The sequence below is a fragment of the Phytobacter cepae genome, from assembly GCF_054165735.1.
Genome location: NZ_CM135107.1, coordinates 2039342 through 2059611, shown reverse-complemented (window position 1 = coordinate 2059611; position 20270 = coordinate 2039342). Strand labels below are relative to the sequence as shown.

The window sequence follows — 20270 nt, the reverse complement described above, 5'->3', positions numbered from 1 at the left end:
ACTGCCTTCAATTAGAGTGACTTTAGAGAGGTGCAAGAATATATTCTTTCCGGTGTTGTACCCTATTCACTTTGCATTTTTAACATGATGTCCAGGCTTCCCACAGTTATCAGGCTCCATTCTGCAATGGCCTAATCATTACTCTGGCGGATGACGGCAGTCGGTATGAGTAAAAGGTGCGGGGAGAATTTCAGGCAGCCGTGGAAGAGGATTTGTTTTGCCCGACGGGAAGCCACATTACAAAAACAAAAAAACCACCCGGAGGTGGTTTCACGACACTGCTTATTGCTTTGATTATTCTTGTTTTTCCCATGGTACCCGGAGCGAGACTTGAACTCGCACAGCGCGAACGCCGAGGGATTTTAAATCCCTTGTGTCTACCGATTCCACCATCCGGGCTCGGGAAGAAATTGGAGGCGCGTTCCGGAGTCGAACCGGACTAGACGGATTTGCAATCCGCTACATAACCGCTTTGCTAACGCGCCAAATTCTTCAGGCTTTTCAGCCAGCACCCGCAAAACGCCGATGCTTTTAAACTGGAGCGGGAAACGAGACTCGAACTCGCGACCCCGACCTTGGCAAGGTCGTGCTCTACCAACTGAGCTATTCCCGCATATCAAGTTATGTTGCAATCACTTGATTTTGTTATCTTCTGGAAGCCTGCGCTGCCGTCTGATGCGATGCATTCTACTTACCTGGCGCACTGAGTCAACGTTATTTTTCAAAACCGGGATCGTTTGATGAAAATTAACGCGATACGATCACTGATCGAGCAAATCGCCGCGTGCAGCGTTCAAATACTGCAGCATTGACCACAATGTCAGAACCGCAGCAACAAGGAACAGCGCAATCCCTGCCCACTCGACCCACTCATTTGGACGCCATAACATCCAGGTCAAAGCAGCCATCTGCGCCGTGGTTTTGACTTTCCCAACCCAGGACACGGCCACACTGTTACGCTTACCCAGCTCGGCCATCCACTCCCTAAGGGCAGAGATGATAATTTCACGCGCAATCATGGTGGCCGCAGGCAGCGTCACCCACCAGCTATGGTAATGCTCTGCCACCATGACCATGGCGATCGCAACCAGCACTTTATCGGCAACCGGATCAAGAAACGCGCCAAAACGCGTACTCTGGTTCCAGCGACGCGCCAGATACCCGTCAAACCAGTCTGTTACCGCGGCAACAAGAAAAATCAGTGCGGAAGCAAAAGGAGCCCACGGAACAGGGAGATAAAACGCCAGCACAAAGAATGGAATCAGGATGACGCGGAACAGGGTGAGCAACGTAGGGATATTAAATTGCATAATGACGGTAACTGTCTGTTGTCAGTAAATTTTGACCCTATGTTGCTACAGAGCCCCTAATGTTTCAACGAGTAGTAGATCTTTTCTGCCAGGCCTTGCGAGATGCCCGGCACTTTTGCAATTTCTTCGACGCTGGCATTCACCAGCCCTTGCAGACCGCCCATGTATTTTAGCAGCATCTGGCGGCGCTTCGGTCCAACACCTTCAATCGTCTCAAGGCTGCTGGTATTTTTTACTTTAGCCCGTTTTTTACGGTGACCGCTGATCGCATGATCGTGCGATTCATCACGAATGTGCTGAATAACGTGCAGCGCGGGTGAATCCGGCGGTAAGCTGAATCCCTCCCCTTCCGGTTCGAAGAACAGCGTTTCCAGACCGGCCTTACGGTCGACCCCTTTTGCTACGCCCAGTAACAGCGGGTGGGTTTTATCCCAGGGCACATCAAGTTCCGCGAACACGGCTTTCGCCTGCCCCAGTTGGCCTTTGCCGCCATCGATGATGATCACATCCGGGATCTTGCTCTCTTCAATGGCTTTTCCATAACGTCGACGCAGCACCTGATTCATTGCAGCGTAATCATCGCCAGGGGTAATGCCGGTGATGTTGTAACGACGGTATTCGGCGCGCAGCGGGCCATTCGCATCAAACACGACACAAGACGCCACCGTCTGTTCGCCCATAGTATGGCTGATATCAAAACACTCCATGCGCCTGACTTCCGGAATCTTCAGGAGCGTTGCCAGTGCGGTAAGTCGCTGACTGACGGTGGATTGCTGAGCCAGTTTGGTGCTCAATGCTATGGCCGCATTGGTACGCGCCAGTTTTAAATAACGCGCGCGATCCCCACGAGGTTTTGTCTGCACATTGATTTTACGCCCCGCCAGTTCGGAGAGTGAGTCCGCCAGCAGCGTTTTATCACTGAGGGTAAAATCGAGCAGGATTTCGCCCGGTAGCGTGCGCATCTGGCTCCCCTGCAGATAGAACTGCCCAACAAAGGTTTCGACCACCTCCTCCAGTTCCGTACCGCCGGGAACCTTCGGGAAATAGCTGCGGCTCCCCAGAACCTTACCCTGACGAATAAAGAGCACGTGGACGCATGCCATACCGGCATCAAACGACACACCGATAACATCCAGATCGTCACCCGAATTAGAGACAAACTGTTTTTCGGTTACGCGTCGTACGGCCTGGATTTGATCGCGAATGCGCGCAGCCTCTTCAAACGCCAGCGACTGACTGGCCTTTTCCATTCGCGCGATTAGCTGGGTTAATACCTGGTCGTCTTTTCCCGAGAGGAACAGACGCACATACTCGACCTGCTGCGCATACTCTTCTTCGCTCACCAGACCGGCAACACAAGGCCCAAGGCAACGGCCTATCTGATATTGCAGGCAGGGACGCGAGCGGTTGCGGTAGACGCTGTTTTCGCACTGGCGTACCGGGAAAATTTTTTGCAACAGCGCCAGGGTTTCACGAACGGCATAGCCGTTAGGAAACGGGCCAAAATACTCCCCTTTCGCATGCTTTGCCCCACGGTGCATTGCCAGCCGAGGGTGCGTATCTGCACTCAGGAAAATAAAAGGATATGATTTATCATCGCGCAGCAAGACGTTGTAGCGCGGTTGATAGAGTTTGATGTAATTGTGTTCAAGCAGTAGCGCTTCTGTCTCGGTATGGGTCACCGTGACGTCAATTTGCGCTATTTGTGCCACCAGCGCTTCGGTTTTACGCGACGCAAGGTGGCTACGAAAGTAGCTCGAAAGACGCTTCTTGAGATCTTTGGCTTTGCCAACGTAGATGACCGTGCCGCCGGCGTCATACATACGGTAAACGCCGGGGTTGCTGGTCACGGTCTTAAGGAAGGCTTTTGAATCGAAAACTTCATTCACTGACTTGCTAACGTCTCCGCATTACACAGACCATGGCGTATTGCCAGGTGCGTCAGTTCAACGTCACCGTGGATGTTCAATTTACTGAACATACGATAACGATAACTGTTCACCGTTTTAGGACTGAGGTTCAGTTGTTCAGAGATCTCATTGACCTTCTGACCTTTGGTGATCATCAGCATAATCTGCAATTCGCGTTCAGACAAACTCTCGAACGGTGAATCGGCTTCGGGCTCGATCTGACTCAATGCCATCTGTTGAGCAATATCAGAGGCGATGTAACGCTGCCCGGCATGGACCGAGCGAATGGCGTTCACCATCTCCTGTGGCGCCGCGCCTTTACTCAGGTAACCTGCAGCACCGGCCTGCATCACTTTGGTCGGCAGAGGATTTTCAGTGTGAATCGTTAACATGATGACTTTGGTATCGACATTAAGACGCACTATTTTACGCGTTGCTTCAAGGCCGCCGATACCGGGCATGTTCATGTCCATCAATACCACGTCGACGGAATTACTCCGGCACCATTTAACGGCATCTTCACCGCAACAAACTTCGCCAGAAACTTTTATGCCCTTAATATCTTCGAGAATGCGTCGTATCCCTGCGCGCACAAGTTCGTGGTCATCAACAAGAAGTACGTTGATCAAAGGAATATCTCCAGAAGAGGGGGTGACGCTGCTGCAAACTAATTCCTCTCATACTAACGGTTTTTATCATGGTAATGAAAGGTAAATAATGCAGCGCCCTGCATTTGACGCACGTTTTTGGAAATTAACCTGTACATGGTGTGGAAACTTCCGCAACACGCGGGAGGGACAACAGTACAATTCAAAAATCAGCTTTCAAAAAGTTACCCAAAAGTCAGTGGGCGCGCTGAATATAAAAATGAAAGTTGTAACAATAATTAACCGGCGCAATACCTCGGTTAAACATATATTTGCAGAGCAATATTGGAAAACGAATAAGCGGCAACAGTTTAATTTAATAAACCGCCGACGGGGAGTTCAAAAAACAACCACTGCTGATTTACTAAAATGTTGTGGTATACTCCGCCGCTTTGACATTCTATGTCGCGCGAAGATACTGTAACGTAACGAGGTAATTACATGAGCACCCCTGATTTCACCACTGCTGATAATAGCCAGGAACTGGCTCAGGAAGTCTCCTGCCTGAAGGCAATGGTCACGCTGATGTTGCAGGCGATGGGACAGGCTGATGCGGGTCGCGTAATCCTGAAAATGGAGAAGCAAATCGCGGGTCTGGAAGATGACGCTCAGGCGGCAGTGTTCTCAAACACCGTTAAGCAGATTAAGCAGGCTTACCGTCAGTAAGCGAATCCGGCTGGTGGCTAATGATTGGCTGGCAGCCGGTTTTCGTCTGGCACGCAGAACCGTTGTGACGCTCAAATCATCCCGATTGCGGCAGCATAGCAGGCAATTTGGGTCTTATTCGGCGCGTTAAACTTCTTCTGCATATTCTTTTGATGGAAGTTCACCGTATTCTCTGAAATCGATAAAATTATTGCGATTTCCGCCGAGGTTTTCCCTTCCGCTGTCCATCTCAGAATCTCTTTTTCACGCTTGCTGAATTTCATCTCCGGGGCTGTAACCATATCGTCGCCCAATCGGACCAACGCAAGCAGACTGAGTTGCACCAGCAGTTGTAAACGCAACTCCAGGTCATCACCTTCCCTTACTTTGCCGAGCGTACTGGCCCGCGACACCGAGAGAAAACCGAGTGCGTGATTAGGCAGCATCATGCATTGAGTGACCCCTTTACGTAGTCCGTGATCCCGTGCAGCGTCCCACAGCATCGGCGCTTCGTGGAATAAGGTGTCATTCCACGGCAGATGGCCGTGCATAAAATTCTCCGCCTTCAGTACCGGATCGATAGCGGAATAATTCTCCGCCAGGTAATGCGTCATCCACACCTCGGGATATGACGATTCGATATTGATTTTAGGACGAGTAAAGGGCACCGGGTGGCGAACACACAGCGAAAAATAGTCATATTCCAGTTCCTGCGTTTGACGCTTCAACTCAGAATATACTTCATCCGTGCAGCTCATCTCCTGAAAACGCAGTAGCGTCTCTTTGCGCCACTTAAAAAAGTCATTCTCCCACATCTGACGGATATCACCCCTGCCACTAATCATCATTATTATGAATACAATAAATTAACACATAAAACTTTTTTATAAGTATAAAATATCTTTCTATGGGGGAAATAATTTGAAACCTGGGTTCAATATTCAGGCAAAACAGGTTAGGTTTCCTCGGGTTGCCTGAAGGTTTTGAGACAGCGGGGGATATATCCCCGACAGATGTGGCTGTAATAAATTAGCAGAAATAAATTTAACTTAAGTTTTACTTATTCTCAGGATCGGGAATTAACCTTTCCAGACCCTGAGTGGGTTACTGCATCAGAAATTTCTCCAGAAACTGCCGGGTACGCGGCTGTTGCGGATCGGCAAAAAGCGACTTCGCAGGGCCCTGTTCGACAATCCGCCCCTGATCCATAAAAATGGCCCGGTCGGCGACATCACGCGCAAAACTCATCTCATGCGTGACGATGACCATGGTTCGTTTTTCCTGCGCTAGCTGACGTATGGTATTCAGGACCTCGCCCACCAGCTCTGGGTCCAGCGCCGAGGTCGGTTCATCAAACAGAATCACATCCGGGCGCATTGCCAGCGCACGGGCAATGGCCACCCGCTGCTGCTGCCCGCCTGATAAGCGCCGGGGATAGCTGGTCTCTTTACCGCTCAGGCCCACTTTTGCCAGCAGTTCACGCGCCCGCGTTGACGCCTCTTCCTTCCCTTCTCCTTTCACAATCACCGGCCCTTCGATGATATTTTCAAGCACGGTACGGTGAGGAAATAAGTTGAAGCTCTGGAAAACAAAACCCACGCGCTGGCGAAGCTCACGAATTTGCGCCTTTTGTTGGCTCAGCGCCCGCCCGGTATCAATGGTAATCTGGCCGACCCGAATGGAGCCATCTTCCGGCTGTTCCAGCAGGTTAATGCTACGCAAAAGCGTGGTTTTACCCGAGCCACTCGGCCCGATAATGGCGACCACTTCCCCCTCTTCTACTTCCAGATCGATACCGTGCAGCACCGTCTGACCGTGAAATTTCTTCACCAGGTTCTTCACTTCAATGGCACTCATTTCGGCTCACGCTCCTGACGATTAAGCTGATTTTCGAAGTAGTTTTGTAAGGCGGAGAGAACGGTCGCCATCACCCAGTAGATCAGAGAGGCGGCAAGATACATGGTGAAAACCTCCAGCGTGCGGGAGGTGATTAACTGCGCCTGGCGGAACAATTCCGGCACCTGAATCGTCGCGGCCAATGAGGTATCTTTCACCAGACTAATAAAACTGTTGCTGAGCGGCGGCAAGGCGACGCGAGCAGCCTGCGGCAGAATGGCGCGCCTGAGCGTCTGCCAGGGCGTCATCCCAATACTGGCTGCGGCCTCCCACTGACCTTTATCGATGGAGGAAATCGCCGCGCGTAAGGTTTCAGACGTGTAGGCTGCCGTATTGAGCGACAAACCGATCATCGCCGCGGGAATGGGATCCAGCTCGATTCCAAACTGGGGCAAACCGTAGTAGATCATAAAAAGCTGCGCGATAAGCGGCGTGCCGCGAAATATTGAAATGTAGATGCGTGCCAGCCAGCGCACGGGCCAGACAGGGGACATGCGCATCAGGGCCAGCACAAAACCCAGCAGCAGGCCAAAAATCATGCCACCAATACTCAGTTGGAGCGTAAAAACAGCACCTTTGAGCAGGAAGGGCGCGGAGTCCAGAATCAGTTGTAAGCTCTCTTGCATTATGATTGCTACGCCTTGCGATTAAACGTGAGGGTGGTAGGCGAAGAGCGCCGGTGCACCACCCGTATGAATAAACAGAACGGGCCCTTCATCTTTAAACCGTTTCTGGTTAATGCCATCGATCAGCCCTGCCATCGCTTTTCCGGTGTAGACCGGGTCAAGTAAAATCCCTTCCAGGCGCGCCAGCAATTTTACTGCTTCACTGCCTTCATCGTTAGGTGTGCCGTAGCCAGGGGCAAAATAGTCATCCCATAACAGAATGTCGGCCTTCGCCTCCACCTCAAGAGACCGGGCAACGGCCTGTTGCAACGTCACCACTTTGGGCTGCTGCTCGGCAACGCTACGCGAGACGGTGACACCAATCAGTTCAACCTCGGGCAGAAGCTGTTCAAGCCCGACCGCAAGCCCGGCATGGGTGCCTGCACTGCCTGAAGCGACCACCACTGAAGAGAGACTGACCGCGCCTTCACATTGCTGGGCAATCTCCAGCGCACTTTCAACATAACCGAGGGCGCCTAAGGCATTCGAACCGCCTACCGGAATCACATACGGACGATACCCCTGCGCTTCAATGCGTGTTGCCAGTTCATCAAGCTGACGCACCGGATCGGTTAAGGCATCACACATCTCGACCTGGGTATTAAATAGCTCAAGCAACAGGCGATTACCGTTAGTTAGATAGTTTTCCGCCGTGGTACCGATCGGGTTTTCCAATAGCGCAATACAGTGGAGACCCAGTCTGGCCGCGACGGCGGCAGTTTGACGCACATGGTTTGACTGAATAGCGCCTGCGGTGATCAGCGTGTCCGCCCCTTCCCGCAATGCATCTGCAGCGAGGAACTCCAATTTGCGCAGCTTGTTCCCCCCCATCGCCACTGGCGTGACGTCATCACGCTTGATGAAGATATCGCGTCCCATATAGTCAGAAAAACGGGGCAGATACTCCAGCGGCGTGGGCGCACCAATTAATTCCAGACGCGGGAAGCGGGTCAGGTTATGCAAGGACATGGATCCTCCGGTTGCGGAACAGGTTTTGCCTTTAATTATGCACATATACAGCGCGTAAATAAAAAAAGGCGCTAAATTTAGCGCCTTTTTGTCGTCCCGACGATTATTTCGTTACGTCGGCACCAAACCATTTTTCAGAGAGCGCCTTCATGGTGCCATCTTTCTGCATATCTGCAATCGCTGCATCAATGGCTTTCAGCAGATCATCATTGTCTTTACGCAGGGCAACACCCGACTCCTGACGAGAGAACGCATCACCGGCGACCGCCAGCGTATCTTTGGTTTTCTTCACCAGATCCAGCGCCGCCAGACGGTCAACCAGGATGGCATCGATACGCCCAACGCGCAGATCCTGATATTTTGTCGGGTCATCATCATAAGTGCGAATATCGACACCCTGAACATTCTGACGCAACCACTCTTCGTAGTTGGTTCCCAGACCGACACCGACCTTTTTACCTTTCAAATCCGCCGCGGATTTGATGCCGCCTTCATTGCCTTTTTTCACCAGCGCCTGGATACCAGAGACGGTGTACGGCGTAGAGAAATCATATTTCTTCTTACGCTCTTCCGAAATGGTCACCTGGTTAATCACCACGTCGATGCGTTTAGAGTCCAGAGAAGCCAGCATGCCATCCCATTTGGTCGGCTTAAGATCCGCTTTAACACCCAGGTGTTTCGCCAGCGCCTGCGCAAACTCGACTTCAAAGCCGGTAAGTTTGCCATCGTCGCCCTGGAAACTGAACGGCGGGTAGGTTCCTTCAAGTCCGACCAACAACGTACCGCGATCTTTCACTTTCGCCAGCAGATTTTCCGCTGCGAAGGTTTTCACGCTCATCCCGGCGACCAGCGCAACCGCCATCGCGCCCATCAGTGCCTGACGACCCAGAAGTGCAAGTTTCATAATGACCCCGAATGATAAATTTTAAAAACAGGGTAAGGGCCTTGTCATAAAGCACAAGACCCCTTCCGTTAGATGTTATTCATTTTTAATATATATCAGATCGTGCGCCGACCGCGATTTTTTGCATCACATTGAAATGTGATTGCGCTTTAAATTGCGCGTACTTGCGTAACGCGATGCGGTAATTGTTGGTACTGGTGGTGGGTAGCCAGGGCTCCAGATTCTCATCAGGGAACCCTTGATCAAGCAGGTCGCGGGAAACATTCAGCTCGGTCAGGTGATTGCCGAGGCGACGCAAACGTACCACATACTCACGAACGGTGCCGTGACTCATCTCCGTCTGGTCGAACAGGAATTGTTTAAAACCGATGATGTCGAAGAAGTCGCTCTGCTCTTTACAGTGCAGATCGCCGCAGAAACGACAGAGCGCGACCCATTCCTGCTGCTCTTCCTGCCATGCAGCCTCATCCAGCAAAATATCCAGGCGGGAAATCGCGATTTTGTTCACAATCTCGCCCCGACGCACCAGAGTGATACGGTCGAGAAGCTTGTGACAATGCGCACAATGCGTTTGGCTGTGTTTAAAGTCTTTAAGATAGCGGCTTAGTGGCCGTCTTTTAGGTTGCTGCACCGTCATGATAACTCCTGGTTGTCAATGCAATGTGCGGCATCTTCCAGGGTTAACAGACAACCAACCCTATAACTTACCCAGCTTGGTACGTAAGCGTTTTATGGCCTGACTATGAAGCTGACTTACCCGTGATTCCCCGACTTCCAGGACCGCGCCAATCTCTTTAAGATTGAGCTCTTCCTGATAATAAAGCGTCAGAACCAGCTGTTCGCGTTCCGGCAAGGACTCAATGGCTTCCATGACACGGTGACGCAAATTACTTTCCAGTAACTGGAATAACGGGTTTTCCTGTTTATGATCGTCAGTGACAAGCTCAATACTGTCGCCGTGCTCTTCCCGCCACTCATCGTAGGAAAAAAGCTGGCTGTTGTTGGTATCGAGCAGCATCTGACGGTACTCTTCAACAGGGATACCAAGACGTTGCGCCACTTCTGTCTCCGTCGCGTTACGTCCCAGCTCTTGTTCAAGTTGCCCCATCGCCTGTGCCACTTCGCGAGCATTACGCCGGACGCTGCGCGGCACCCAGTCACGGCTGCGCAGTTCATCCAGCATTGCCCCACGAATACGCTGCACTGCGTAAGTGGTAAATGCCGTTCCTTGCAGAGCGTCGTATCGGTCAACTGCATTCAGTAACCCGATCCCGCCCGCCTGTAGCAGATCGTCCAGTTCCACACTCGCCGGCAGACGCACCTGCAGGCGCAATGCTTCGTGACGCACCAGCGGAACATAACGCTGCCACAGCGAGTGTTTATCCATTACACCTTCAGCGGTATACAGTGAATTCACGATAAACAGCCCTGCGTTAGTTTGAGTTATCGGCATGATTATCCGATTCTGTAGGGGTTTTAATCGGATGAATAGTGGGTGAAATGGGCGTTATTTGCAGTAATAAAAATTTTATGTGCTCTGAATCGCATTAATTGGCCAGCTATGGCACAAGACGGGACGGCTTTTTTTAGGATAAAAAAGCGGGGTTTTGAATAACAAATATTCAAGGTTAAGAACTAACCTGCTTATATGTATCAGTTTCTTAACAAGGTTGCTGCTGACGCGCGCGGCTTTGTCTGAGGGTGCGGGGGGCAACCGGCATGAGCAGTGTTGGATAAAAAGAAAGCGGCATTTATTAACTGAGGCGCTAAAAAAAGGCATCGTTAGCTGATGCCTTTACAAATAAATACAGCGATCAGGCTGTTTTTTCTGGAACGAAATAAAATACCGTTTCAAGCACGCCTTCGGTGTAATGACGCATATAAAGCTTATAATCTGAGCGGAAGGAGAAAATCAGCTCGGGTAGCTTCCAGAAATCGTCCACAAGGTGATACGCACAGATTGCCAATACCGGATGATCGTTCAGAATGTGTTCGCGCGAACCTTCCAGGGCCGCATATTCATGACCTTCGATATCCATTTTTATAAATGAAATTTTTTCATTTACCAGGGCATCTAAGGTATTGATTTTGACTTCGATATCGCCTTCTTCATCCATGTGAGACCAGATGCCGGAAGAGGTAAATCTCAAGCGGCCTTCCTGGTTTGACACGCCATACTCATGGAAATGTATCTCTCTGAGATCTTGAAGCTTAGATTTAATTTTTGCCATTTGGCCCGGTTCAGGCTCAAACAGATGAACACTTTTATAGTCTGGATAATGGCGAATAAAATCGCGGGTCGTTTCACCGTCGAAGCAGCCTACATCGGCAAAAACAATATCTTTAGCATCTAACCCAAGAAAGGATTCAAAGTAAATATCCGCGGGTCGGAATGAGAACCAGGACAATTGTTCCAGGTCTTCAGTCAATCTGAAATTTACCAAACGTGTGAATGTTTCTTTCGAAGCCTCATCAGCTAATAGGTTGAAAACAGATGCATATTTTTCGCGGTGGTTTGCATGATCAATATTAAACGCTGATGAACTCACATGCGTTGGCTCTCTTAACGTCAGGCCTGAATATTTTTTAAAACTAAAATAGTCAAGACCACGTAAATCGCTATCTTTAATGACTTTACTGGCAGTAACGGGTCTTCCGTCAACAATAGAAGATATCACGATCGACTGTTTGGGAACGTCAGCCAATTTAACCACCGGAATGTCCTTAAATGCGGTATCGGTGGTAAAATCGTCAATCACTCCATCAGGTTTTATATGCGCAATGATATCTGCAGCATAGGGTGTTCTGCCAAAAATATAACGAGGGGTGCTACCGCTCATAAATTCGTCACATAACTGGCGAATTGACTCGCCGTGTTTAATCGTCATAACAACCCCAAAATATGTTTTTAGGTAAGATTAAAAACCTTTGATCTACAAAGATTTTATCCATAAGGTGGCATCATCTTTCGGTTTAAAGATTTACCGCAGTAAAAGATCCACCGCGTCTACATCAAGCACCAGACATTTCGTTTTCTCATATACGTCTCTTCTTTCGATAAAGTAATTATCGATAAATATCGAATCTGGCTTAATATAATTGGCCTTACTTTCTTTATCTTGTACATGATAAATACCGTCGAACACTGCGGGAGAAATTCTGACCTTTTCCAGTGTTTGATGGACATCAAACTCATGGCGGGTAATCAGGTAGACTTTCTTACCCTCAGCAATAGACTGGTAAATGAACCCGATCACTTTAGGTACAACGAAACCGTTAATAATGAGCGTATCATCAAGATCTACATACACGTTTTTGTAGTCGCGATTGACCCGCGCCTTGGTACTAATGCAGCGATCTATTAACGTGACATCTTTATTCGGCAGGGCAGCAACATCCCTGCCCATAAAATCATGGATGGCCATCAGTGGCAGGTTGATCCCCTGAGCACGCTGGAAAACCATGGTGCCACTCACTCTGCAGGAAATTTCCAGCAGCTTCCACTTACCGTTTTGAGCGGCTTTTAGCTGAAAGAACCAGGGACCGCGTAGCGTCATTCTGCTGTTAATGGTCCGGGCAATGACGGCCAATTCTTCAGTCAGCTCAACCGACTGCGAACGCATGGTAATACCTGCACGTATACGCTCACGTGTACGTGGCCCCATCCAGACAACCTCACCTTTGCGACTGGTGAAACAATCCACGGTCAATTCCCCGCCGGGAAGATATTCAACAATAACCGGCGACGCGATATTTTTGCAGGCTAAGACCGCTTCTTCGCTATTATTGATAAGCGTTACGCCCTGCCCGCCCTGACCTAAATCGGGTTTAATGATGACCGGCCACTTCGTAATATCATCGATGCTCTGAAAATAATCTGGCGCCCAGTCACAATCCTGGAACAGGTCATAGGAAAGACTTTTTCTACGCGCTATACGGGTTGCAGAGGGGTCGCCATTAACCATAAAAAAGCCGAGCGCATTTGCTAACGGTGCAAGCGCTTCTGCCACGGTGTCGTGGGTAGCAAAAACCACCTCAATGCGATGATCTTTTATTATATCGGCGAACACCGCCTCAAACTGGGGATGGTTGATATTGGGTATGTCAGAAAGATAATTCGGGAAAGTAAACCTGCCGTGATCTTCTACGCTAGAAGCCCCAATGATATTCACATGTAATGAATAACGCAGCGATTGATATATTTCATTCGCATTTTCAGCACCGCATGGGAAAACCAGTACGTTAATTTTTTTTCCAGCACTCATTATTCATTTCCTGCAAGGACGTCCTGAACGATTTTTAACATTGCCACAATATCATCGTGTCCATAACGTTGATCCAGAGGCAAGGGAATCAGGTTATGTTTGAGATATAATGCATCACTCTCTTTCGCACAAACTTCCTCCAGATGTGGCCAGTAGGTTGCTACGTACACTTTTTTAGCGATAAGTTTTGCTTTAATCCCTTCCTGTTCAATAAGTAACGGATAAACCATTGGAACATCGTCGTCGGTAAGCGTGATATCCAGTCTGTTTATTGGCGAAAGGGTGTGATGCAGTAAAGCGAAATTTTCACGACGACGTTCTTTCACATAAGCATAATCAATACCCGACATGAAATTTTTCGTCAGGTTTGACATGAGCCTGATTTCTGGTGCATTCAGCTGATTATCCGCCTCGCAAAAATCGGCATAGGCGGCGTTGGCCCCCAGATCGTGGCGTTTTAACAAATGTGAGCATCGTTGCCAGGAATGATCCCGGACAAACTGTTCATCCAATTTTCCACAGGTGATCGCCATGCCACCATCTGGTAATCCGAAAAATTTCCGGGGACTGTATATTGTCGCTTTCGCATGGTGAGGAGAAAAGAAAGCCTGGGCATTGTCGACAATCAGGTTGGGGTATTGGGCTGCAATGGTTTCAACAAGCTGAGACTGAACGCCGAAATAGTTATTACAGAGAATATACTCATCACTTTGAATCCCCTGTAGAACGGGTTCCATTTTTTTATTCACAGCATAAAAGATAATTTCACAATTTTCTTCTTTTATTGCTTGCCAAATGACCGGACAGGTAAAATCCGGTACCCTCAATCTTTTAACGCCGTGCAAACGAATAATATATTTTAAGGCATTACGAGCAGAATTAAGACAGGTGGCATTATCATGATAAAGATTGCCACGCCCGGTTTCCATTTCAAGAAACCCGCCAAACTCTCTATAAGCATTCATAGTTATCCAGCATCACATTAATATCTTCAGGAGAGTTAAACATCATCACATCGATGATAGACAGACCCGCTTCAAATTCCGCATTCGGTTTAAGTTGGCGATAGGCTGGGAGATGATTTTTTTGAAAAACTAAATTAATATTGGCGGAGAGATATTTGCTTTTATCAAAGAATTCCATCCCTCCAATAGGATTCCAGTACTCAGAGACACCCTCAATATTCTTGCAAATATTGAGCGCCCATTCATCTGGCGCTGAGGGGGGCTCTATCTGCATATTTAAATGTGAAAAAATTGAAATATTGGCCTGAATACCAAGATAGGCACATACAGAGCCCAGAACATGCATATTCAACTCGGTAATGCTCTGCGTCTCAATGTTCAACGCGTCTTCCAGTACGGCTAATGTCTTTCTGTAAAACGGCGCTCGTTTTTTATAGTGCTCAACCTGTCTGACTAATTTCGTCTTCCAGTCGCTACTGTTATTAATTTCAGTATCTTTTATCGTTGTGGTATAGCTTTTTTTAATGAGTGGAACCGAAATATACTGCCAGCCACTTTCTGGCTTTAAAATTCTGTTTCTTTCAATCCACCCATGACGTATAAACTGGACCTCGTCCAGCAATATCATTCTATCCGTCTGTTTAATTAAACTCAGATAGCCAATATAGGGGAAGAAATAAGGCTGCATTATTGCTATTTTCATTTAACACCAGCTTGCTTTATACGGCATTATGCGAGAAAGACAATCTGAACAGGCAGCAGGCACTGCCGCAGATACGATCCCTGGGAACCTGGCGCAACAGGTATGAAAACACAGGCTACCGCCCGTGGCTTACAGCAACCAATGCGCTAAAAATTTGCTGAAGTGCAGGGAAAAGGACTTTATTTATAAGCCCATAGTGTCATAACCTGGCTTAAGTCAATGGAAAAAAAGCCATACATTTATGGCTTTTTTTCGACAATCAAATGCTTATTTACAGTAGGGTGTATCAGGATACTTTTTCAAACAACGAGGGTTGAACCGTTAGCGGCGACTGGATGATGTCGACAATCTTTTCCTGTTCTTCAAATTCCAGATCGGGATAAATGGGCAAACATAGAATCTCATCAGCGACAAGATTTGCCTGAGGTAACAACCCTTTCGCCGCACTGGGTAATCCGCGATACATCGGGAAGCTGCTAATTAACGGGTAGAAATAGCGGCGTGACATGATCCCGTTTTGCTTGAGCAATTCGTAAATAGCATCACGGCTTAACGGATAATCAGGGCCAATGCGCACCGGGAAATAGGCATGATTCCAGTCAATGTCATCAGGGACATCCAGCACGCTGACTCCGGCCACGCCTTGCAATAATTTGCGGTAACGGGCATCCAGCGCCACACGTTTATCAAAAGCGCCCGCAATGTGTTGCAGTTGCAACAAACCAAACGCCGCCTGCACTTCGTTCATCTTGCCGTTAATTCCCGCCGCAACGACGGTTGTTTCCCCGGCAAAACCAAAGTTTTTCAGATAATCAATGCGTTGCTTAGTGCGCTCATTGTGGCAAATGATGGCCCCGCCTTCGAAGGTATTAAAGACTTTTGTGGCGTGGAAGCTCAACACGGAAAGGTCGCCGTGGTTGAGGATGCTGGTCCCCTCTTTTTTCACCCCAAAAGCGTGTGCCGCGTCGTAAATCACCTTGAGGCCATAGATGTCCGCGATTTTCTGTATTCGGTCTACATCACAAGGGATACCGTAGCAGTGGACCGGCATAATCGCGGTGGTATTAGGGGTAATCAGTTCTTCGACGCGATCGGGGTTGATGTTAAACGTATGGGGATCAATGTCGGCAAAAACAGGCGTCAGCCCGTTCCATAACAAGGTATGAGACGTCGCCACAAAAGAGTAAGGCGTCGTAATGACTTCGCCCGTCACTCGCAGCGCCTGCAGTGCTGTTAAGAGAGCCAGTGTTCCGTTGGCAAACAGGCAAACGTGCTTCACACCGAGATAGCGCGCAAGCTCAGCTTCCAGCTGTTGATGGAAACTGCCGCCATTTGTTAAGTTTTTGTTTTGCCATATTTTCTCTAAATAAGGCACAAACTCTTCCAGTGGCGGCATAAGCGGACTGGTAACGTATATATTCTTGCCCATAGAACCCTTCACGCACATGCGCACGAGTGATGATAATTCATCATACCGTCGCCTCTGCTGACTTATCGGCAAAACAGCACCATTTTCCAGGGCCATTTCCTGAGTTCATTGGCGAGTGAAACCTTGCTATCACCTGAACAGAGCAGCAAAACGGCGGATATTTACCAACTGGTATTAAAGGACATTATGGCAAATTGAGGCATCGATCGGTTCACGATCCCTTACGCGCGTACACGCGTGGGTTTGCTTAACGGAAGAAAAGATGAACGAACATGCTTTGGTGAGTATTGTTGTCCCGGCCTATAACCCCGTCTTTTTTGAGACTGCGCTGTTGAGCGCCCTCAACCAAAGCTGGTCTAACCTTGAAATTGTTATTTGCGATGACAGCCTGGACGACACTATTCGTATCGTGAGTGAGCGATATGCAGCCCGTTCCGCTATTCCGGTTCGCTATTATAAAAACGAAATTCGTCTCAATGAAGAAGGCAACGTATTGCGTGGTGTGCATCTTGCTAAGGGGAAATATATTAAATTCCTCTATGACGACGATATTATTTATGCCGACTGCGTCACACGGCTGGTCGCAGCGCTTGAATCAGCCCCGAATAACCGACTCGCCTCTTCACGTCGCATGCGAATTGATGCAGACGGCAACCCCCTGGTAGACATTGGCGCGACCGCCTATCCCTTTGCCGGGGACGTTATCCTGAATGGCGCAGATGCTCTTGCTTTTTTCACCGATTATTTATTTAACTTCGTCGGTGAGCCGAGCGTCATACTCTGCTATCGCGATGATCTCGTTGCTTTCGGCAACGATCTCTTCTTGCTCAAAGGCGAAAGCATGCCCTTCCTGGGAGACATGGCGGTTTTCGTTAAGTTATTGCATCTTGGCAACCTGGCATATGTTAGCGACACGCTCTCCGCGTTTCGCGTGACGGAATCGCAAAGCAGCCAGCTTGCCAAATCAGAAAAATTCCGTGACATCGTGAGTACGACCTACACCCGTATGCCGCAAGTGTTGCGTGAACTCGGCTGGTACAAAGGTGATAAAGAGCAAAATCAGCTGGTGCGCGTCGCGCCGATGAGCGATCCCACACGGTTCCAGCAGGAAAACTTGCTGCGTGGAGTTCTTGAGTCTTTGCAACGCTCTCAGCGTGACTATCAAAGCTGGCAAATGGGTAAGTGGTTAAATGAACGACAACTCACCGCCCGCCAACAGGCTCACGCAGAGGCTTTCCAACAACGTCGCGGTACGCAGCAAACGCTTTGCGTCATCATCGACCAGCAGGGCCATTCTGTAGAAGCCACGGCGATCACCCTGGCAAGCCTGGAAGCCTGGACGGGATATGGGCTGACAATAGAACCCGTGGTATTAAGCAGTGACGCTGTCGAACTGCAGGTCACGACAATCCTTGCCTCTTCTGCGGATCGTATTAACGCCATCAATACTTATGTTGCCGGGCACCCCGGTGACTGGATCCTGTTCTTACAGGCGGGCGAGACGCTTATTAAGAGCGGCATGCTGACGTTCGATCTGGCGTTGGACAGCGCAGCAGGATGCGATGCCATTTACGGCGATGAAATTTACCAGGATGGCGATCGGATTGTGGGGACCGCGCTACGCCCGGATTTCAACCTCGATCTGCTGCTAAGCTGCCCGGCCGAGATGGCACGCCACTGGATTTTTCGCACCGACACGCTGCTGGCGCTGGGTGGATTTAATCCACAATATGCTCACGCCTGGCAGTTTGAAATGATCACCCGACTGATTGAACATAAAGGCATACAGTTCGCGGGCCATCTGCCGGAACCCTTTGTGAAAGCCCATCCGCCTGTGATGGCGGCCGAGGCCGAGGAAGTCGCGATCCTGACGCAACATTTGCACCACCGTGGCTACCAGAACGGTACGGTTGAGGCGCCGCAGCAGGGCCTCTATGCCCTGCGTTATCATCATCAGCAACGGCCCCTGGTGTCGATCATTATTCCCACCAAAGATCAGCTTGCCGTACTGATTCCCTGCGTCACCAGCCTGCTGGAAAAAACCACTTACGCCAATTACGAATTGTTGATCGTCGATAACAACAGTGAAACGCCTGAAGCCCAGCAGTGGCTGGAGGGGATCGCCGGTATTGATCCGGGTCGAATTCGGGTATTGCGCTATCCGCATCCGTTTAACTACTCCGCGATTAACAATATGGCAGCACGGGAAGCGCGCGGGGAGTACCTTGTCCTGCTGAACAACGATACCGCCATCATTAACGGCAACTGGTTGGATCACATGCTTAACCATGGCCTGCGTCCTGAAGTGGGGATCGTCGGGGCAAAACTGCTTTATCCCACCAGCCGGGTCCAACATGCGGGCGTGGTGCTTGGCCTGCGCGGCCCTGCCGATCATCCCTTTATCGACAGCGAACCTGACCGCCCGGGCTATATGCACCGCCTACAGGCAGATCAAAATTACAACGTCGTGACGGCGGCCTGTCTGCTGATCCGAAAATCACTGTACGAAGAGGTCGGCGGGTTAGACGAAGTGAACTTTACCGTCTCCTATAACGACGTGGATTTGTGTCTTAAAGCCAGACAGGCCGGTTATCTGACCGTCTGGACGCCGTATGCGGTCGTCATGCATGAAGGCAGCGTGAGTCAGAATAAAGTGGATAAAACCGCGCAGGAGAAAAAACGCCAGCGCTTTATGGCCGAGCAGGACGTCATGTACCAAAAATGGCTGCCGCTCATCGCTAACGATCCGGCCTACAACCCCAACCTGTCGCTGGATAATGCCGGTTTTGAGCTGGTCCTTGACGACCCGACGCGTTGGCAACCACTGCACTGGCGGCCTCTGCCGGTGGTGATGCCTTTTGCCCTCGATAAACAGCCGGGCAGCTACCCGCGCCTGGTGTCAGCCCTGGACACGCTGCACGATGCCGGACTGATGGAGGGCGTCGTCAGCCGTCGTGCGCGTAGCTATGTCGACATTGCCCGCATTGAGCCGAGCGCTATCATCATCCAGCGGCAGATTATGCCGTTTATGGAAGAGTGGCTGCAGCGCAGCAAAAAAATCACGCCGGTAATGACGGTCTTTGACCTGGATGAGTACCTCCCGGCACTGCCTGCCAACGCCGCTGCTCGTGGGGATTACCCGCAGGATATTGAACGCGCACTGCGTACCACCGTCGCTCATGTTGACAGGCTGATTGTCGCCAGTGAGTTGATGGCAGAGAGTTGTGCCGGCATGCATCAGGATATTCGTGTCTTGCCCACGTGGCTTGCACCATCGCAATGGGGTGCGCTTTCCAGCCTGCGTAACAGAGGGAAAAAACCACGCGTCGGCTGGGTGGGTGATGCAGGCAACGTTGCGGACCTGGAAATCATTCATAAACTTGTCGGCCAACTTGCCGATCGGGTCGAGTGGGTTTTCTATGGCTATTGCCCACCTTCTCTGCGCCCGGTCGTCAGTGAATTCCATGCGGCAGTCAGTCCTGAACGTTACCCGCGTAAACTGGCCAGTCTGGATCTCGACCTTGCACTGTTGCCGCTTGCAGATACGCCATGGAATCGTCATAGCAGCGCGGTAAAACTGCTGGAGTTTGGCGCCTGCGGCGTCCCGGTCATTTGCAGTGACATCATCAGCCTGCGTAACGCGTTAACGGTAACCCGTGTCGAAAACCGCGCCCGCCACTGGCTCGATGCTATCGACATGCACCTTCATGACCTCCCGGCAACGCACAAGCTTGGCGATGCCCTGAAAGCCGGGGTCATGCAAAGCGGCCTGTTGCAGGGTGAAAATCTGCTCACCCACGCCCGCTGCTGGCTACCTGACTAAACAAAAAGGCCGGAACAAAAATCTGTTCCGGCCCTCTGTATTCGTTTTGCCGGATGGCGGCGTAAACGCCTTATCCGGCCTACGGTCCGCTATCAGCGCAGTCACCGTAGGCCTGATAAGCGAAGCGCCATCAGACATT

The 20270-nt window shown here is 50.0% G+C and carries 18 protein-coding genes, 3 tRNA genes and 1 pseudogene; 3 read left to right on the top strand and 19 right to left on the bottom strand.

The features are described from left to right. Positions 1 to 312: 312 nt before the first annotated feature. The 6 genes from ACUY4Q_RS09635 to uvrY form a co-directional block, all read right to left on the bottom strand. Positions 313 to 399: transfer RNA gene (locus tag ACUY4Q_RS09635), tRNA-Leu, on the bottom strand. A 12-nt stretch (positions 400 to 411) separates the two neighbouring features. Continuing rightward, a tRNA-Cys gene (locus ACUY4Q_RS09630) sits at positions 412 to 485 on the bottom strand. Between the two features lie 52 nt (positions 486 to 537). Further along, positions 538 to 613 (bottom strand) — tRNA-Gly (locus tag ACUY4Q_RS09625). A gap of 148 nt (positions 614 to 761) precedes the next feature. After that, positions 762 to 1310 (bottom strand): CDP-diacylglycerol--glycerol-3-phosphate 3-phosphatidyltransferase, encoded by a 549-nt coding sequence (gene pgsA, locus ACUY4Q_RS09620; protein WP_458046798.1) that lies wholly within the window; start codon positions 1308 to 1310, stop codon positions 762 to 764. A gap of 56 nt (positions 1311 to 1366) precedes the next feature. Next, positions 1367 to 3199, bottom strand: a complete 1833-nt coding sequence (uvrC, locus tag ACUY4Q_RS09615; protein ID WP_458046797.1) for an excinuclease ABC subunit UvrC — start codon at positions 3197 to 3199, stop codon at positions 1367 to 1369. After that, a complete protein-coding gene (uvrY, locus tag ACUY4Q_RS09610) occupies positions 3196 to 3849 on the bottom strand; it encodes a UvrY/SirA/GacA family response regulator transcription factor (protein WP_458046796.1) in 654 nt (217 codons plus the stop codon). The genes uvrC and uvrY overlap by 4 nt, the downstream gene beginning before the upstream one ends. Before the next feature lie 392 nt (positions 3850 to 4241). On the opposite strand from uvrY, the gene ACUY4Q_RS09605 reads away from it, so the two are divergent. Both ACUY4Q_RS09605 and ACUY4Q_RS09600 read left to right on the top strand, forming a co-directional pair. Further along, positions 4242 to 4304, top strand: coding sequence for a hypothetical protein (locus ACUY4Q_RS09605; RefSeq protein ID WP_458047306.1), 63 nt, complete (start codon positions 4242 to 4244; stop codon positions 4302 to 4304). A gap of 4 nt (positions 4305 to 4308) precedes the next feature. Continuing rightward, positions 4309 to 4533: a DUF2594 family protein gene (locus ACUY4Q_RS09600; protein ID WP_458046795.1), complete on the top strand. Its 225-nt coding sequence runs from the start codon at positions 4309 to 4311 to the stop codon at positions 4531 to 4533. Between the two features lie 71 nt (positions 4534 to 4604). Here the strand turns inward: ACUY4Q_RS09600 and sdiA are convergent, their stop codons facing one another. The 12 genes from sdiA to ACUY4Q_RS09540 all read right to left on the bottom strand — a co-directional run bounded on the left by sdiA (position 4605) and on the right by ACUY4Q_RS09540 (position 16308). Next, the gene (gene sdiA, locus ACUY4Q_RS09595) at positions 4605 to 5327 is read right to left on the bottom strand and encodes a quorum-sensing transcriptional regulator SdiA (protein WP_458046794.1); all 723 of its coding nucleotides are present in this window, start codon (positions 5325 to 5327) and stop codon (positions 4605 to 4607) included. Positions 5328 to 5616: 289 nt separating this feature from the next. Beyond that, entirely contained in the window at positions 5617 to 6369 is a 753-nt protein-coding gene (tcyN, locus tag ACUY4Q_RS09590; protein WP_458046793.1) for an L-cystine ABC transporter ATP-binding protein TcyN, read from the bottom strand. After that, positions 6366 to 7034, bottom strand: coding sequence for a cystine ABC transporter permease (tcyL, locus tag ACUY4Q_RS09585; protein ID WP_458046792.1), 669 nt, complete (start codon positions 7032 to 7034; stop codon positions 6366 to 6368). The genes tcyN and tcyL overlap by 4 nt, the downstream gene beginning before the upstream one ends. 21 nt (positions 7035 to 7055) lie before the next feature. Then, positions 7056 to 8042 carry a D-cysteine desulfhydrase gene (gene dcyD, locus ACUY4Q_RS09580; protein ID WP_458046791.1) on the bottom strand — a complete coding sequence of 329 codons (987 nt, stop codon included), beginning with the start codon at positions 8040 to 8042 and terminating at the stop codon, positions 7056 to 7058. Between the two features lie 103 nt (positions 8043 to 8145). After that, positions 8146 to 8946, bottom strand: a complete 801-nt coding sequence (tcyJ, locus tag ACUY4Q_RS09575) for a cystine ABC transporter substrate-binding protein (protein ID WP_458046790.1) — start codon at positions 8944 to 8946, stop codon at positions 8146 to 8148. An 85-nt stretch (positions 8947 to 9031) separates the two neighbouring features. Beyond that, on the bottom strand, positions 9032 to 9583 hold the full coding sequence (gene fliZ / locus ACUY4Q_RS09570) for a flagella biosynthesis regulatory protein FliZ (protein ID WP_458046789.1): 552 nt from the start codon (positions 9581 to 9583) through the stop codon (positions 9032 to 9034). Between the two features lie 60 nt (positions 9584 to 9643). Then, complete coding sequence (gene fliA / locus ACUY4Q_RS09565) at positions 9644 to 10363, bottom strand: RNA polymerase sigma factor FliA (RefSeq protein ID WP_437433992.1); 720 nt, start codon at positions 10361 to 10363, stop codon at positions 9644 to 9646. 397 nt (positions 10364 to 10760) lie between these two features. Continuing rightward, positions 10761 to 11834: an FkbM family methyltransferase gene (locus ACUY4Q_RS09560; RefSeq protein WP_458046788.1), complete on the bottom strand. Its 1074-nt coding sequence runs from the start codon at positions 11832 to 11834 to the stop codon at positions 10761 to 10763. Positions 11835 to 11927: 93 nt separating this feature from the next. Further along, the gene (locus ACUY4Q_RS09555; RefSeq protein ID WP_458046787.1) at positions 11928 to 13211 is read right to left on the bottom strand and encodes an ATP-grasp domain-containing protein; all 1284 of its coding nucleotides are present in this window, start codon (positions 13209 to 13211) and stop codon (positions 11928 to 11930) included. Further along, positions 13211 to 14176 carry a hypothetical protein gene (locus tag ACUY4Q_RS09550; protein WP_458046786.1) on the bottom strand — a complete coding sequence of 322 codons (966 nt, stop codon included), beginning with the start codon at positions 14174 to 14176 and terminating at the stop codon, positions 13211 to 13213. The genes ACUY4Q_RS09555 and ACUY4Q_RS09550 overlap by 1 nt, the downstream gene beginning before the upstream one ends. Then, a complete protein-coding gene (locus tag ACUY4Q_RS09545; RefSeq protein WP_458046785.1) occupies positions 14163 to 14879 on the bottom strand; it encodes a WbqC family protein in 717 nt (238 codons plus the stop codon). Before ACUY4Q_RS09545 ends, ACUY4Q_RS09550 begins: the two co-directional genes overlap by 14 nt. A 286-nt stretch (positions 14880 to 15165) precedes the next feature. Further along, entirely contained in the window at positions 15166 to 16308 is a 1143-nt protein-coding gene (locus tag ACUY4Q_RS09540; RefSeq protein WP_458046784.1) for a DegT/DnrJ/EryC1/StrS family aminotransferase, read from the bottom strand. Positions 16309 to 16570: 262 nt separating this feature from the next. Here ACUY4Q_RS09540 and ACUY4Q_RS09535 point away from each other — a divergent pair, with 262 nt between their 5' ends. Beyond that, positions 16571 to 20131: a glycosyltransferase gene (locus ACUY4Q_RS09535; RefSeq protein ID WP_458046783.1), complete on the top strand. Its 3561-nt coding sequence runs from the start codon at positions 16571 to 16573 to the stop codon at positions 20129 to 20131. Here ACUY4Q_RS09535 and ACUY4Q_RS09530 read toward each other — a convergent pair. Next, a pseudogene (locus ACUY4Q_RS09530) lies at positions 20120 to 20269 on the bottom strand (hypothetical protein); the annotation flags it as partial. The gene ACUY4Q_RS09535 and the pseudogene ACUY4Q_RS09530 sit on opposite strands and share 12 nt — an antisense overlap. Position 20270 lies beyond the last annotated feature (1 nt).